12 protein-coding genes, 1 tRNA gene and 1 pseudogene are annotated in these 14,438 nt (G+C 56.4%); 7 read left to right on the top strand and 7 right to left on the bottom strand.

Features of this window, described 5'->3' with window-relative positions; genetic code table 11:
- The first annotated feature begins 79 nt into the window (after positions 1-79).
- Positions 80-1,192 (top strand): alkene reductase, encoded by a 1,113-nt coding sequence (locus BK667_RS00645; protein WP_123596511.1) that lies wholly within the window; start codon positions 80-82, stop codon positions 1,190-1,192.
- A gap of 702 nt (positions 1,193-1,894) precedes the next feature.
- Here the strand turns inward: BK667_RS00645 and BK667_RS33425 are convergent.
- Positions 1,895-2,056 (bottom strand): annotated as a pseudogene (locus BK667_RS33425) (con-10 family general stress protein); the annotation flags it as partial.
- 266 nt (positions 2,057-2,322) lie between these two features.
- On the opposite strand from BK667_RS33425, the gene BK667_RS00635 reads away from it, so the two are divergent.
- Together BK667_RS00635 and BK667_RS00630 are read left to right on the top strand one after the other, a co-directional pair.
- Entirely contained in the window at positions 2,323-2,880 is a 558-nt protein-coding gene (locus BK667_RS00635; protein ID WP_123509496.1) for an ATP-dependent Clp protease proteolytic subunit, read from the top strand.
- A gap of 95 nt (positions 2,881-2,975) precedes the next feature.
- Positions 2,976-5,141, top strand: coding sequence for an ATP-binding protein (locus BK667_RS00630; protein WP_123596510.1), 2,166 nt, complete (start codon positions 2,976-2,978; stop codon positions 5,139-5,141).
- A gap of 957 nt (positions 5,142-6,098) precedes the next feature.
- Here the strand turns inward: BK667_RS00630 and BK667_RS00620 are convergent.
- From BK667_RS00620 to BK667_RS00600, 5 genes are all read right to left on the bottom strand, one after another.
- A tRNA-Gly gene (locus BK667_RS00620) sits at positions 6,099-6,174 on the bottom strand.
- Positions 6,175-6,237: 63 nt separating this feature from the next.
- Positions 6,238-6,798 carry a CDP-diacylglycerol--glycerol-3-phosphate 3-phosphatidyltransferase gene (pgsA, locus tag BK667_RS00615; protein ID WP_054046593.1) on the bottom strand — a complete coding sequence of 187 codons (561 nt, stop codon included), beginning with the start codon at positions 6,796-6,798 and terminating at the stop codon, positions 6,238-6,240.
- Between the two features lie 32 nt (positions 6,799-6,830).
- On the bottom strand, positions 6,831-8,654 hold the full coding sequence (gene uvrC, locus BK667_RS00610) for an excinuclease ABC subunit UvrC (RefSeq protein WP_123596508.1): 1,824 nt from the start codon (positions 8,652-8,654) through the stop codon (positions 6,831-6,833).
- A gap of 2 nt (positions 8,655-8,656) precedes the next feature.
- Positions 8,657-9,298: a response regulator transcription factor GacA gene (gene gacA / locus BK667_RS00605; RefSeq protein ID WP_082356623.1), complete on the bottom strand. Its 642-nt coding sequence runs from the start codon at positions 9,296-9,298 to the stop codon at positions 8,657-8,659.
- A 126-nt stretch (positions 9,299-9,424) separates the two neighbouring features.
- Positions 9,425-9,868, bottom strand: a complete 444-nt coding sequence (locus BK667_RS00600) for a GNAT family N-acetyltransferase (protein ID WP_123596507.1) — start codon at positions 9,866-9,868, stop codon at positions 9,425-9,427.
- Positions 9,869-10,029: 161 nt separating this feature from the next.
- Here BK667_RS00600 and BK667_RS33420 point away from each other — a divergent pair, with 161 nt between their 5' ends.
- Both BK667_RS33420 and BK667_RS00595 read left to right on the top strand, forming a co-directional pair.
- Positions 10,030-10,158 carry a hypothetical protein gene (locus BK667_RS33420; RefSeq protein ID WP_259697814.1) on the top strand — a complete coding sequence of 43 codons (129 nt, stop codon included), beginning with the start codon at positions 10,030-10,032 and terminating at the stop codon, positions 10,156-10,158.
- A 337-nt stretch (positions 10,159-10,495) separates the two neighbouring features.
- Positions 10,496-11,584, top strand: coding sequence for a 3-deoxy-7-phosphoheptulonate synthase (locus BK667_RS00595; protein ID WP_123596506.1), 1,089 nt, complete (start codon positions 10,496-10,498; stop codon positions 11,582-11,584).
- Between the two features lie 51 nt (positions 11,585-11,635).
- Here BK667_RS00595 and BK667_RS00590 read toward each other — a convergent pair whose 3' ends face one another.
- The gene (locus tag BK667_RS00590) at positions 11,636-12,679 is read right to left on the bottom strand and encodes a hypothetical protein (RefSeq protein WP_123596505.1); all 1,044 of its coding nucleotides are present in this window, start codon (positions 12,677-12,679) and stop codon (positions 11,636-11,638) included.
- 340 nt (positions 12,680-13,019) lie between these two features.
- On the opposite strand from BK667_RS00590, the gene BK667_RS00585 reads away from it, so the two are divergent.
- The gene (locus BK667_RS00585; protein WP_123596504.1) at positions 13,020-13,901 is read left to right on the top strand and encodes an esterase/lipase family protein; all 882 of its coding nucleotides are present in this window, start codon (positions 13,020-13,022) and stop codon (positions 13,899-13,901) included.
- A gap of 120 nt (positions 13,902-14,021) precedes the next feature.
- Complete coding sequence (locus tag BK667_RS00580) at positions 14,022-14,303, top strand: peptidylprolyl isomerase (protein WP_008150918.1); 282 nt, start codon at positions 14,022-14,024, stop codon at positions 14,301-14,303.
- Positions 14,304-14,438: the final 135 nt, after the last annotated feature.

The raw sequence follows: 14,438 nt of genomic DNA, 5'->3' as shown, positions 1-14,438 counted from the left end.
TTAACTTAAGGCCATCCGATGCCTGGCCAAACGTCCGACACCGCCCTGCTTGCTCTTTTCGAATACTGGAGAACACCCTATGACTCAGCACCTGTTTCAACCCATCGCACTGGGCCCGTACACACTCCCGCACCGAGTGGCGATGGCGCCATTGACACGCTCGCGCGCGGGCCAACCGGGCGACATTCCGACGGCCATGAATGCCGAGTATTACCGCCAGCGTGCGAGTGCTGCGTTGATCATTACCGAGGCGACACAGATTTCCCGACAGGGCCAGGGCTACGCCTGGACGCCGGGAATCTACAGCGATGAACAGGTGCAAGCCTGGCGTGAAGTCAGCAGCCAGGTGCACGAGGTCGGCGGTCTGATCTTCATGCAACTCTGGCACGTGGGCCGCGTGTCACACCCCAGTTTTCAACCTGACAACGCACTCCCGGTTGCCCCGAGCGCATTACCCGTGCCGGGCAAGACGTTCATCGTCGACGCCGATGGCAGCGGTGTCTGGGACGATGTGCCGGTGCCGCGAGCGCTGCAGACCTCGGAGATCGATGACATCATCAGCGACTACCGCCGGGCCGCTCGCAACGCGCTGAACGCCGGTATGGATGGCGTGGAAATTCATGCAGGCAACGGTTATCTGCTGGACCAGTTCATCAACAGCAACAGTAACCAGCGCGAGGATGCTTACGGCGGCAGCCTGGAAAACCGCGCACGCCTGTTACTCAAAGTGGTCGCTGCCGTGGTCGACGAAGTGGGCGCAGAGCACGTGGGCGTGCGTCTCACGCCGATGGGACGCTTCATGGGCATGGGCGATGAGACACCGCAAGCGACGTTCGGCCACATCGTGCGTTCGTTGAACCACTGGACGCTGGCCTACCTGCACCTCGTCGAGCCAGCTGTCGTCGGCACCGTCAAGGACGAGAACTTTGACCCGCGCTGGGATGAAATCATCGGCCAATTGCGCGCAGCATGGGACGGCGTGTTGATGATCGCCGGCGGTTACGACCCCGAGACGGCGGAACAGGCCTTGATCGACGGCCGTGCAGACATCATTGCGTTCGGCAGACCGTTTCTGGCAAATCCTGATCTGCCACGGCGAATTCGCGACGGGTTGCCGCTCAATACGCCGGATCCGAGCACCTTCTTTGGTGGCGATCAGCGCGGATACGTGGATTACCCGGTTCATTCCTGACCTGGGCTCAATGGAGTTGACCGGGCTGAAAGTCGGCCGCCACCGGGGCGGCTGACTTCATCTCGGCCCGCAAAGTTCGCGGATCTGACGTTTCGTCCTGGCCATCGCCCATGAACACACACGAAAGCGGTTGAGCGATGAACAATCACGTGTTGGACGGTGATTGCGGAGTATCGGGGTTGAGTTGCTGACGTAGGGCTGTTCCGCAAACGTCATGATCGGTTGACAGTCTTGGCAAACAATCACCGCAACTTAATTGATCCAATTTCGTCGGCACTGCAATGGTTGAAAAAAGCCCTTTTCACCTCGTGAATAATGGTATTGAGCGGCTCTCAAGCTACGATCTTCCCCAATCCAGACTTAGTCTGCCAGACGAGGTTCGGACCCGGTTTTGGCCTGCTATACGAATCAAGCCCCGAAAGGTTCGGGGCTTGATGGCGTCAGCAGGCATCAGGGTTTGCGTCCACCACCTCCACTTACCCCACCGTCTTTGCGCCCCATGTCAGATGACTTGTCATCGGCAAGGTTGCTACCGCGTCCACCACTGGACGATTGATCAGGCTTGTTGGACTGTTGTCCGCCTGACGCCTGGCCACCTTTCTGGCCTGGTTTGGACATGTTTTCTTTATCGTCGGCAAATTCCCCTCCGCGATTCGTACCCTGTCCGCCTCCGGACATGCGGTCGCTGTCGCGGGATTGTTGTCCGCCGGAAGCTTGACCACCTTTTTGGCCTGCTTCAGATGCGCGCTGTGGGTCGTTGGCAAAATTCCCGCCGGAAGCTCCTCCACCTTTCTTACCGGCTTCTGAAGCCTTGTCCCGATCAGTAGAAAAATTGCCTGGCTTATCATTTCCTGTATTGGCCATTTTCGTTCACCTCTACATCGTTGGCACGAGCAAGGGCTCGTTTAATTCGGAGGACGCACAAAATAGAAAGTTTGAATGAAAATATGGGGCTCGCGACGAGTGGATTCGCGCAGATGGTTCCATTGGAAACACGCGTATTCGACTGACGGCACATCACCGTTTATCGACGGAGCCTTACGCCCGTTTGCATGCCAAATGTTCGATATTTACTAAACTTAATAACTCGTAGAAGCCCCCTCCCCGCATCACACACAGGAGGTCAAGTGATGACAGAACACATCGTGCATTTTCATTGCCAGATCGATCAGGGAACGACTGAGCGCTTTCGAGATTCCTGTCTCGAGGCCATCGATCAAGGCGCCACCTCGTTGCTCCTCAATCTTTCTACAAGCGGCGGCAGTACTAACTTTGGTTTCACCCTCTACACATTCCTGAAGTCATTGCCGGTGCCCCTGTGCGCGATCAATGCAGGCAACATCGAGTCAATGGGCATCATTATGTTTCTGGCGGCAGGCCGCCGTATCACATCGCCCCACTCACGCTTCCTGATTCACCCGATGAATTGGTACTTCAGCCAAAAATCAGTCGACCACCAGCGCCTGCGTGAATACCTGTCGAGTCTCGACAACGACTTGGCGCGCTACGTCCAGATATTCATGCTCGAAACCGCCGACGCGGAGACCAAGCTCGACATTTTTCATTGCCTGTCAGCGGAAGAAAAAGTCATTGCCGCGCACGAATCCTTGGCCTATGGGATTGCTCATGAGATGAAGCAGATGGTGTTCGCTGAAGATGTCAAACACTGGAAAATCAGCGGCAACTGAATAAGCGTGTTTTTAGCGGAGGGTGCATCGATCAAGGAAATTGAACCTGGACTGCGGACAGGCCTCGGATATTAAAACCCCTCATTGGTGAACCTATGACAATCGAGGATACGTTACTGCGCCAACGCAAAGTGCTTGCCAAATTTGGCGAGCTTGCCTTGGCGTCTGATGACCTGGAGCACATCCTTGATGAGGCGTGTCGATTAGTCGGAGAAGCGCTGGAAACCAATCTGGCCAAATTTATGTTGCTCGAAGGAGACGGCATCACGTTCTTCGTGAGAAATGGCGTGGGCTGGGCGCCCGACGTCGTTGGGAAGGTTCGGGTAACAGCCGCTCAAGGCAGCCCGGAGTTGTACTCCCTCAATACCAATGCGCCCGTCGTCTCGACAGACATTGGGGCGGAAACCCGATTCCGTTATCACGACTTTCAAAAGAAAAACGGAGTAAAAGCCTTCGTCAACGTTTTAGTCCACGGCGCCAATGGCGAGCGGCCCTTTGGCATCTTCGAGGTAGATAGTCGCAGCCCCCGCCAGTTCACAGACAGCGATATCGACTTCCTCAGGGGCTACAGCAACTTGCTTGGCGCAGTGTTGAAGCGTTCCAAAACCCAGGAAGCCATGCGGCTTACGGAGAACCGACTGCGTGAAAGCGAGCGGCATTACCGCATCGCGGCTGAACTCAATCCGCTATGGCCCTGGACGGCTGACAAGCACGGCAATCTTATCTCTATCGATCCGCGCTGGTATGAATACACCGGATTGGCACCCGCGCTGACATTGGAACGTCAGTGGGCCAATGCCGCTTATCCGGCCGATCAGGTGCCAATAGCCGCACTGTGGGATCAGTCACTAGTCACTTTGCAGCCTTTCGATTTACAAATCCGCTTGCGAAAACACTCGGGCGATTATCGTTGGTTCAGAGTTCGGGCCCTCTGCAGTCTCGACGCTTGCGGACAATGCGAGCAATGGTACGGCACCTTCGAGGACATTGACGATCGGATACAGCTGGAAAACGCACTGCGCGAATGGAATGACTTGCTCGAAGATCGTATCGCTCAACGTACTCAGCAACTTGAGGACGAACAGCATGAACGCGCCATGATGGAATCCAAGTTGCGGCAGAGTCAAAAAATGGAAGCCGTCGGCCAACTCACCGGGGGAATAGCCCATGACTTCAATAATCTGTTGGCTGGAGTCATTGGTAGTTTGGAGCTGATGCAGCGACGCATAGACGCTGGCCGCCACACCGACCTGGCGCGTTATAACTCGTTGGCAATGACCTCTGCTTCTCGAGCGGCTGCATTAACGCAACGCCTTTTGACGTTTTCTCGTCAGCAATCACTCGAACCCGAGCTGTTGGATCCTCGCCAAGTAGTGGCCGGGCTTGAAGATCTGATTCGTCGCACAGTTGGGCCAAGCATTACTGTCGAGTGCTCATTTCGTGCAAACGATCACATCAGGTGCGACCTCAACCAGCTGGAGAATGCACTGCTTAATCTTGCGATCAACGCCAGAGACGCAATGCCTGAAGGAGGTGCGCTTGATCTGCTGGTCGACCGTTGCGTTATAGATGAAGCGTGCGCCTGCGAAAAAATGTTGCCACCTGGAACTTATGTGAGCCTATCCGTGACGGATTCCGGTACTGGAATCAGTCCTGACATTTTGTCGCGCATATTCGACCCGTTTTTTACTACCAAGAAGATTGGTGAAGGCACAGGACTAGGCCTTTCGATGATTTACGGCTTTACCCAGCAATCAGGTGGCCAAGTGAAAGTTCACAGCAGTGTGGGTGTCGGAACAACGGTGATCATGTATTTTCCAGTCGACAACTCCCAGCCGGATGACTCCCCGGCCACCCCCGGCAAGACTGATCAGCCAGAACCCTTCGGCAACAATGAAACTGTATTGCTGGTGGACGACGAAGCGGTAGTTCGGCAGACCACATCGGAGCTTTTGTCGGAAATCGGTTATCGCGTTTTTGAAGCAGTAGATAGCGTGTCTGCGATAAAGCAGGCGGAGAAACTCGACCATCTTGATTTACTGTTGACCGATATAGGCCTCCCTGGGTCAATGAACGGAATCAGTTTGTCTGCGGAACTCCGGGCCAAGTATCCAAAACTCAAAGTGCTTTTTATCACCGGCTTCGCTGGCGGTGCGGGATTGGTCACGGCCGATGCCATTACCGCGGTTCTGACCAAGCCCTTTAGTTTGAACGAACTCAGCTCGCGAGTGAGCTCTTTGATAAACACATCTGTTGATTAGCGCACGGCCCACACAGTGACGGGTACCCGTGGCCAACCCCGGACTCTGCTCAGTACGTACAGGCACGGAAGTCTCATAGGGCCTTTGCGCGCCAAAATCACCTGGCGGGGCCTTTGAATAGCCTGCTGCCACTCGATCACTGCCACCTGACGCTGCTCATGATCGTAGAGCGCGCACACGCCGTTTTGCAGAGTCAGAGGAACACCCAATTTGTCATCCGAACTTCTCGTGATGCTTTGCGCAGCCGAGTTCGATGGCGAATCTTTCAAGATGACGTGACGAAACAGAGAGCAGCATATTCTGTAGGAAAATAGACAGATATGTGTAAGCAGCATCTTCGGTATCGGTCGCGAATGAATGTTTAGCCAGGTGTTGATTCACATTTGTTTAAAATGACTTCTGATCGCATGGAGCGATGATTTTGAAAGGGAGAATGACTCGATCATGGTCATAGGGATGGACGACTCGCGAGACGCTGGACCGGCTTTCAGTATGCGTCGACACAATCGTCGTACCTCGGGACAACGCTTGCGACGGCTGCTTCATGAGTACGGTATTACACCAATAGGTATCGCAGAATTCCTTGGGGTCAGGCCTGCGTGTGTCACCAACTGGTTTGTGCGCGGGATTCCCCGACAGCGCATGAATATGATTGCACACCTGCTGAGTGTCAATGTGGATTGGCTATCGACTGGTAACGGGCTTGATCAATGTATCGGCCTATCGCGAAAATCGTTCGATTACGGACAGGAGAGTTGTTCCATTCACAGCACCTGATGCTCGTCTGGCGCCCTGAAGGGATCCAGCAACGATACGAATTCGAGTCTGCCCTGAAAAGGGACTTAAATGTACCGGCTTCTACTGGATTTCAGTGGTTTTCCGCAGAAACGAAAAAAGACGCCGAAGCGTCTATTTCGCTAATCCTCAGCGCCCAGTGGACATCTGTGGATCAATATTTGGAGCGGGAAACGAGACTCGAACTCGCGACCCCGACCTTGGCAAGGTCGTGCTCTACCAACTGAGCTATTCCCGCGTCTTGGTGTGGCGCATTCTATAGAATCCAGAAGCCCCGTCAACCCTTTGATTCGAAAAAGTTTTATTTCTTTTCTACATCGGTCTTCAGATGCGGCCAGGCAGCCCGTAGATATTGGACCATGGACCACAATGTCAGGCCGGCAGACACCAGCAACAAGGCGTAACCCACCAGTACCCAGAACGTGAAGTCCGAGGGGTTGGCCAGCAGAATCACCAGCGCGAGCATTTGCGCGGCGGTTTTCCATTTGCCCAGGTTCGACACAGCGACATGAGCCCGGGCGCCGAGTTCGGCCATCCACTCTCGCAACGCCGAGACGACAATCTCGCGACCAATAATGACCGCGGCTGGCAGCGTGAGCCACAGGTTGCCGTGTTCTTGCACCAGCAACACCAGCGCAACGGCGACCATCAACTTGTCGGCCACAGGATCGAGGAAGGCCCCGAACGGTGTGCTTTGTTCCAGACGGCGGGCCAGGTATCCGTCGAGCCAGTCAGTGGCGGCGGCGAATGCGAAGACCGAACTGGAGGCCAGGTAGCTCCATTGATAAGGCAGATAGAACAGTAAAATGAAGATCGGGATGAGCAGGACGCGTAGAACGGTAATCAGATTAGGGATATTCATCGGCACAACTGGCTACGAGGTGAGTTGGCATTCTACTCGCTGTGTAGATTTGCATAAATCGACTCAGCGAGCTTTTTACTGATCCCGGGTGCTTTGGCGATCTCTTCGATGCTGGCACGAGACAGCTCCTGCAATCCACCAAAATGTTTCAACAAATCGCGCCGACGTGTCGGCCCGACGCCCGCAACGCCTTCCAGCGTGGACGTTCGACGGGTTTTGCCGCGCCGTGCCCGGTGCCCGGTAATGGCGAAACGGTGAGCTTCGTCGCGAATCTGCTGGATCAAATGCAGCGCGGGGGAATCACCGCGCAATGTGAATTCGTGTGCAGCATCATTCAAGTACAGGGTTTCAAAACCGGCCTTGCGCGTCGCGCCTTTGGCCACGCCCAACAGAATCAGGTCAGGCACAGCCAGTTCATTGAGTACGTCTCGGGCCATGGACAGCTGCCCTTTGCCGCCGTCCACCAGCAGAATGTCCGGCAGTTTGCCCTCGCCGTCCTTCAACTTGCTGAACCGTCGGGTCAAGGCCTGGTGCATTGCCGCGTAATCATCGCCCGGCGTCACGCCCTCGATGTTGTAGCGGCGGTAATCTGACTTGATCGGACCTTCCGGACCGAACACCACGCAGGACGCCACGGTGGCTTCGCCGCTGGAGTGACTGATGTCGTAACACTCGAGGCGCTGGGGCGGCTCATCCAGGTTCAGGACCTCGGCCAAGGCATCGAAACGCGCCGCGACGTGCTGACGATTGGCCAGCCGCGCGCTCAGCGCCTGCTCGGCATTGGTCACCGCCAACTGCTGCCAGCGCGCACGCGTACCGCGGACCCGGTGACTGATGGACAATTCGCGACCGCGCAGCTCGTCGATGGCCGAGATCAGCACCGGAAAATCGTCGTGGACTACGTTGACGATCAACTCGCTCGGCAAATCCCGTTCGGGACTGCTGATGTAGTACTGGCCCAGAAACGCCGCCATGACTTCGGAAACGTCCTCTTCAATCCCAACCTGCGGGAAGAAGTTTTTGCTGCCCAGCACCCGACCGCCACGCACGCTGATCAAGTGAACACAGGCGCCGCCCGGATTGATGAACGCGGCGATCACATCGATGTCGCCCGTCCCGCCTTCCATGCTTTGCTGGTCCTGGACCCGACGCAGCAATGAAATCTGATCGCGCAATTCGGCGGCGCGCTCAAACTCGAGGTTGATCGCCGCCTCTTCCATCCCGGCGGACAGCTCGTCCGTCAGCGCATTACTGCGCCCTTCAAGGAACATCACCGAATGCCGCACGTCCTCGGCATACACCTGCGGCTCCACCAGCCCGACACACGGCGCCTTGCAGCGCTTGATCTGGTATTGCAGGCAAGGCCGCGTGCGGTTCTTGTAATAGCTGTCTTCGCACTGGCGAACGAAAAAGGTCTTTTGCAGCAGGCTCAGGCTCTCGCGAATGGCGCCCGCACTTGGATAAGGCCCGAAATACTTGCCCTTAGCCTTTTTCGCACCGCGATGGATGCTCAGGCGCGGAAACTGACCGTCGGAGAGAAAGACATAAGGGTAAGATTTGTCGTCGCGCAGCAGAATGTTATAGGGCGGACGCCATTCCTTGATCAGCGTCTGCTCAAGCAACAAAGCTTCGGTTTCGTTGGCCGTGATCGTGGTTTCGACCTGAGCGATACGGCCGACCAGCGCGGCGGTCTTGGGCGCAAGACCGGTTTTGCGGAAGTAGCTTGCAAGGCGCTTCTTGAGATTCTTGGCCTTGCCGACATAAAGCAGGCGCGCGTCGCTGTCGAACATGCGATAGACGCCGGGGCGTCCGCTCACTGTCGACAGAAATGCACTCGGATCGAAGACTTCAGTCATTTTCAGAGATTGGCATCGACCATGCCGTGACGAACCGCCAACAGTGTCAGCTCGACGTCACTGCTGATCGAAAGCTTCTCGAAAATGCGGTAACGGTAGGTATTCACGGTTTTCGGCGACAGGCAAAGTTTGTCGGAAATGATCTGGACCTTCTGACAGCCGACAATCATCAAGGCAATCTGGATCTCGCGCTCAGACAAGGCGTCGAAAGGCGAATCATTGGTTGGCTGGAACGACTTGATCGCCAACTGCTGGGCGATTTGCGGACTGATGTAGCGTTGCCCGGCAAACACCAGGCGAATGGCCTGGACCATTTCCGGCAAACCTGCGCCCTTGGTCAGATAACCCGCCGCCCCAGCCTGCAACAGCCGTGTAGGAAACGGATCTTCCTCGCACACAGTGACCGCGACAACCTTGATGTCGGGATGACTGCGCAGCAATTTTCGCGTGGCCTCAAGACCGCCGATCCCGGGCATCTTGACGTCCATCAGAACCACATCGGGTTTCAACTCACGCGCCTTGAGCAAGGATTCCTCCCCTGACTCGGCCTGGCCGACTACTTGCAGGCCATCGATGTCAGCCAGCATTCGTGTAATGCCTGTACGAACGAGATCATGGTCATCGACTACTAGCACCCTAATCAAGCAGACACCTCGCGATATGGTCGTATTGGGTTGCGAACACCTTAGCAAAAAGCGACTGGCAGACCTAGCGGCAAGCGTCATATAAAAAGTTTCCATTCATCTTTCAAGGCTTGCCCTCTGCGCGTTTCAGCGATGAGGGGCATCAATTTCACGCTGCATTCTCAGGAAACACTCGTCTTCGCCGACCACCTCCAGCCCCATTCGCCGATACAACACCTGCGCCGGATTATTTTTGAAGACCGTCAGGCGCAAGGCAGGTCGTCGTTCCGCCCGGACCATGGCCCATACCTGATCGATCGCCCAGGAACCTGCGCCCTGCCCCTGAAAGGCTTCGGCTACGTGCAGTTCGCGGACATACAAGGCCTTGGCATCACGACTCAGGCTGAAATAACCCACCGCAACGTTGCCCTGCACGATCAGCCAGTTTTCACGCCCCGCCCAGGCCACATCAAAGGCCTCATCCAGCCATAGCAGGTCGTACTGAATGTAATAGCGCAACATGTTTTGACAGGTCAGGTCCCGAGCAAAATCCAGATCCAGGGATGTCGACTGACGTAATTCGAAAACCATTCAAAGCTCCGAAACGACATTGTTTTCTACGAGGCATTCAGTGTGTCATACCCTTTCGGCCACTCAGGCAATAGAAAACACCGTAGTTGCCCAATAGCATTTTCTGATTGAATCTGCCTACGACCCTCGAGTAAGCTCGGCTCATTCATCGGAGACAGACCATGTTCAACGCCCTCTCACAGCTTCTTACCGTCAGCGCCCTGCGCTCGGTGGCGGCTGCCCGGGTGAATGACGTTTGTGCTCCGGTCAGCTTTTATTTTGGGTATTGGTTTAGCCACTGGCGCGCCTGATACCCACACGGCGCCCACTTTAAACGGGTCGCCACCAGAGAATTCTCAACCCCCGGTCGGCCTCCCGACCGGGGGTTTTGTTTTTTCAGCCCCCTGACTTTTTAGCGACATACCAGACAACTTGAGGATTTAGAAAATGACCTACGCCACTTATTACCGTTACGACAGTTTTACCGCCTGGCGATTTACCAGCCTCCGCTCGGGACAGCCTGCCGCCTCCGATCGGTCACCCACAGGTGGCAAGCACACACACGCAGCCAATCCGGCCAATTGTCGAACACCCCAGTAGGGCCGAGCACGCGGGAATGAACCCGCAGCCAGTCCAGGAAGCCTGAATATGAACTCGTCCGTCTCTGCTCTGCCACTGTCCACTTTGAGCCCGGCCAATGAAGCGCTGACCCTGCGCCTGCCCAGCTCATTGCAACTCAAACAGCAACTGCCACTCAGCACCGCCCTGACCCAGCAGGTCGCCGCCCACCGCCACGCGGTCCGCGCGATTCTCAACGGTGAAGACTCCCGCCTGCTCGTCATCGTCGGGCCCTGCTCCATTCACGATCCCCAGTCAGCGCTCGAATACGCCGCTAACCTCGCCCGCCTGGCCGCTGAAGTCAGCGATGAAATGCTCCTGGTGATGCGTGCCTATGTCGAAAAACCCCGCACCACCGTCGGCTGGAAAGGCCTCGCCTACGATCCCCGACTCGATGGCAGCGATGACATGGCCGGCGGCCTGACCCTGTCTCGGGAGCTGATGCGTGAAATGCTCCACCTCGGCTTGCCGATTGCCACCGAATTGCTGCAACCGATGGCCGCCGGTTACTTCGACGACTTGCTCAGTTGGGTCGCCATCGGTGCGCGTACCACGGAGTCGCAGATCCACCGGGAAATGGCCAGCGGCCTTAACATGCCAGTGGGGTTCAAGAACGGCACCGATGGCGGCGTCACGGTTGCCAGCGATGCCATGCGCTCGGCGACTCACCCTCATCGGCATTTCGGTGTCGATAGCCAGGGCCATCCCGCAATCATTCAAACCCCAGGCAATCCGGATACCCATTTGGTATTGCGCGGTGGGCATCATGGACCTAACTACGACCGTGACAGCATTGCCCGGATTAATCACGACCTGACCAAACTGAAGATTCCGGCACGGATCATGGTCGATTGCAGTCACGCCAACAGCGGTAAAGACCCGTTGCGTCAGCCAGCCGTGTTCAACGATGTCCTTGAACAACGCTTGCAAGGCGATCGCTCGCTGATCGGCATGATGATCGAAAGTCACCTGTTCGAAGGCTGCCAACCGTTGAGTTCATCCCTGAAATACGGGGTATCGGTAACGGATGGCTGCCTCGGTTGGAGCGGGACCGAACAGTTACTGCGCCAGGCCGTTGAGCGACTTCGCACACAGCACCGCACCCGGCAGCCGGCCTGACCAGCGACCCCTTCCAGTCTTCCATCGAAGACTGGAAGACCTCGAAACGGCTTAGTCTTGCACCTGAACAAGTGCCACATCTGACAGCTGGCTCACGTCGTCCAGTCGTTCAACCGAATAGCTGACGCGAACCGTCGAGTCCAGATGTTCTCTCCAGAACCGGTAAGGAACAATAAACACCAGTGGTTCACCCGCCATCTCCTGGGCAATATCCCGCTCATCCCGGTGGCTGAAATGGATGCCATCGCACCTCAGATACACCAACTCGCCCGCCTCGGTTCGGGCATCGTCAATTACGACGGTGACACCATCAATCGAATCCTGCAGATCCAGCCAGCCTTCCTCGGCTTCCAGCACCACAGGCGCCATCAGTGGCGCGCGCTCCACAGGTCCGATGGAGAATCTCGCCGGTTCCGAGTAATGCGGTGCCTGGCCATGCTGCTCGATGCAATACGTGATCGTCACCGTTGACCCGAGGCCAGGTGCAATGAACTCGGGATCCACCCAGAACGAAAGCTCGCTCCCAACCGCGAAGGTTTCGATACTCAACCTGTCGCTGAAGCTCGTTTCCGGTGTAGCGCCTTCCCAGAACAGCACCACCTCATCACCTGCCGCCATTCGCGCATAAGGTCGAATCGTCACGCGCGCTCCTTCAGCCACCCGGTCCGGGTCGAGCATGCCTCCCAAGGCATCATTCACAACCACCGGCAACAACCCGGAGCGGGCATCCCCCACATTCAACTGCAATCGCCGGGACTGCGCCGACTCGGGCAAAGAACGACTGGTGAGTGTGTAGTAGATCTCCAGCGAACCACCCTCCAGCGCACCGATGTGTACACCGGCGACGCTGAAGACAACCTCCCTGCCAATCTGCCCCTGACTGACAAAATGCAAAACTTCGTGCCGATAGGCCTGGCCCTCGGCGTCGAGACCCGACCAGTGCAGCACCAGCCTGTCTCCGCTCGCCATACCCGGATAAGGCAAGACCTTGACCACCACTTTCCTGCTGGCCGGATCGAGAACAGCGTTATTCGCCTGTGCCAACTGCGGGGCCGGCAGTGACAGCTTTCCTGCGTCTACTTCATTTGTACTCATGCATTGACTCCAGTCCTTGGAAATTCCCGCCGTCCCGCAGGTCGGCATCGAACGGAGCCTATTTAAGCCTATCGCGCTGCCTGGCGATGTCAGGTGATCACTACAGATGGCTAGGACAAATGCGGCTTGCAAAGTAGTCCGCTGGTGAGAATCACTCTTGACGGCATAAAAAGATGTCGAAATGTTCCGAAGTAAGCTTCAGACAGATCCGAATTTTCATACTTTCTCTATACCGCTTTCCTTCAATAACAGCGGCTTTTTCATACATCGCCTAGCGGCGGGAGTGTTTTAGAGTGGGCCCCGGCGCACATCCAAGAACTTCTGCGAAAAAGGTACGATCATGCAACGGAATGCAACAACTCAACACCCAATCCTGTTGGTACATGGGCTCTTCGGCTTCGACCGTATCGGCAAATATGAACTGTTCCATGACGTCAAGCAGGCCTTGAGAAGCCATGGGGCCAGAGTCTTCGTACCCCACCTGTCAGCCACCCACAGCAACGAAGTACGCGGCGATCAGTTGTTGACCCAAATCGAACGGGTACTGGAAGGCACCGGCGCGAACCGGGTCAACCTGATCGGCCACAGCCAGGGCGCACTCGCCGCGCGTTACGCAGCCGCCGTCGCACCACAGTGGGTGGCGTCGGTGACTTCCGTCAGCGGCCCGAACCACGGCTCGGAACTGGCCGACTTCTTGCGCAAGGCCCTGACACCGGGGCGTTTGCCGGAGCATGTGGCCAGAAAGGTCGCGACGCTGTTTGCTGATTTCCTGTCGCTGCTCAGCGGCAATCTTCACTTACCGCAAAACGCCATTGCCGCACTCAATGCCCTGACCACCGAAGGCGTCGGCGCTTTCAACGACAAGTACCCTCAAGGTCTGCCGAAAACCTGGGGCGGCAAAGGTCGAGAGCTGGTCAATGGGGTGCGGTATTACTCCTGGAGCGGCACCCTGCAAGGGACCATTCTCAAAGAAGGGCTCGGCGCCCTCGACCCGACACACGCTTTTTGTCGCGCCTTCTCCGAATATTTCATTACTGAAGCCGGGCAAAACGACGGGTTGGTCGGTCGATTCAGCTCTCACCTGGGCAAAGTGATTCGTTCCGACTATCCAATGGACCACATGGACAGCCTCAGCCAGACGACCGGACGTAGCCACGAAGGTGTCAACCCGATTGACTTGTACGTAGTGCACGCCGAGCGCTTGAGAAATGCCGGGCTCTAAACCCTTCCTTTATCCGGATCCCCATGGCCCGACTGGCTCCGGATGGAACTTTGAGAAGAAATAGGCCACTGAATCCGGTAGGCTCGACACTTTACTGAACATTGAATGGAGAATTTTCCCATGGCTAAAGCCACTGCCCGTCACATCCTTGTTGCCAGCGAAGCCAAGTGCAACGAACTCAAGGCCCAAATCGAGGGCGGCGCTGATTTCGCCGAAGTTGCCAAGGCCAACTCCACTTGCCCGTCCAGCCGTCAGGGCGGTGATCTGGGTTCGTTCGGTCCGGGCCAAATGGTCAAGGAATTCGACACCGTGGTATTCAGCGCACCGATCAATGTCGTGCAAGGCCCGGTCAAAACCCAGTTCGGTTATCACCTGCTGGAAGTGACCAGCCGCCAGGACTGATCCGGCGTTTGAGTTTTACGCACAACGGCCCGCCTTTTGGTGGGCCGTTGTGTATTTGGTTACGTGATTCGGCTGGCGAGTGACGCGTCGCTAGCGTACAAATTGTGCTTATCGACCACCCGGCTCTAAGGCTGA

Source organism: Pseudomonas frederiksbergensis (genome assembly GCF_003732705.1).
In the GTDB taxonomy this organism is placed as follows: domain Bacteria; phylum Pseudomonadota; class Gammaproteobacteria; order Pseudomonadales; family Pseudomonadaceae; genus Aquipseudomonas; species Aquipseudomonas frederiksbergensis_F.
Note: the sequence above shows the minus strand (reverse complement) of the source record. Positions and strands in the feature narration are given on the sequence as shown.

Bases quoted from the DNA above. Each gene is read 5' to 3' on its own strand.
- BK667_RS00645 (WP_123596511.1), top strand. From the start codon at position 80: ATGACTCAGCACCTGTTTCAACCCATCGCACTGGGCCCGTACACACTC.
- BK667_RS00635 (WP_123509496.1), top strand. From the start codon at position 2,323: ATGACAGAACACATCGTGCATTTTCATTGCCAGATCGATCAGGGAACG.
- BK667_RS00630 (WP_123596510.1), top strand. From the start codon at position 2,976: ATGACAATCGAGGATACGTTACTGCGCCAACGCAAAGTGCTTGCCAAA.
- pgsA (WP_054046593.1), bottom strand. From the start codon at position 6,798: ATGAATATCCCTAATCTGATTACCGTTCTACGCGTCCTGCTCATCCCG.
- uvrC (WP_123596508.1), bottom strand. From the start codon at position 8,654: ATGACTGAAGTCTTCGATCCGAGTGCATTTCTGTCGACAGTGAGCGGA.
- BK667_RS00600 (WP_123596507.1), bottom strand. From the start codon at position 9,868: ATGGTTTTCGAATTACGTCAGTCGACATCCCTGGATCTGGATTTTGCT.
- BK667_RS33420 (WP_259697814.1), top strand. From the start codon at position 10,030: ATGTTCAACGCCCTCTCACAGCTTCTTACCGTCAGCGCCCTGCGCTCG.
- BK667_RS00595 (WP_123596506.1), top strand. From the start codon at position 10,496: ATGAACTCGTCCGTCTCTGCTCTGCCACTGTCCACTTTGAGCCCGGCC.
- BK667_RS00590 (WP_123596505.1), bottom strand. From the start codon at position 12,679: ATGAGTACAAATGAAGTAGACGCAGGAAAGCTGTCACTGCCGGCCCCG.
- BK667_RS00585 (WP_123596504.1), top strand. From the start codon at position 13,020: ATGCAACGGAATGCAACAACTCAACACCCAATCCTGTTGGTACATGGG.
- BK667_RS00580 (WP_008150918.1), top strand. From the start codon at position 14,022: ATGGCTAAAGCCACTGCCCGTCACATCCTTGTTGCCAGCGAAGCCAAG.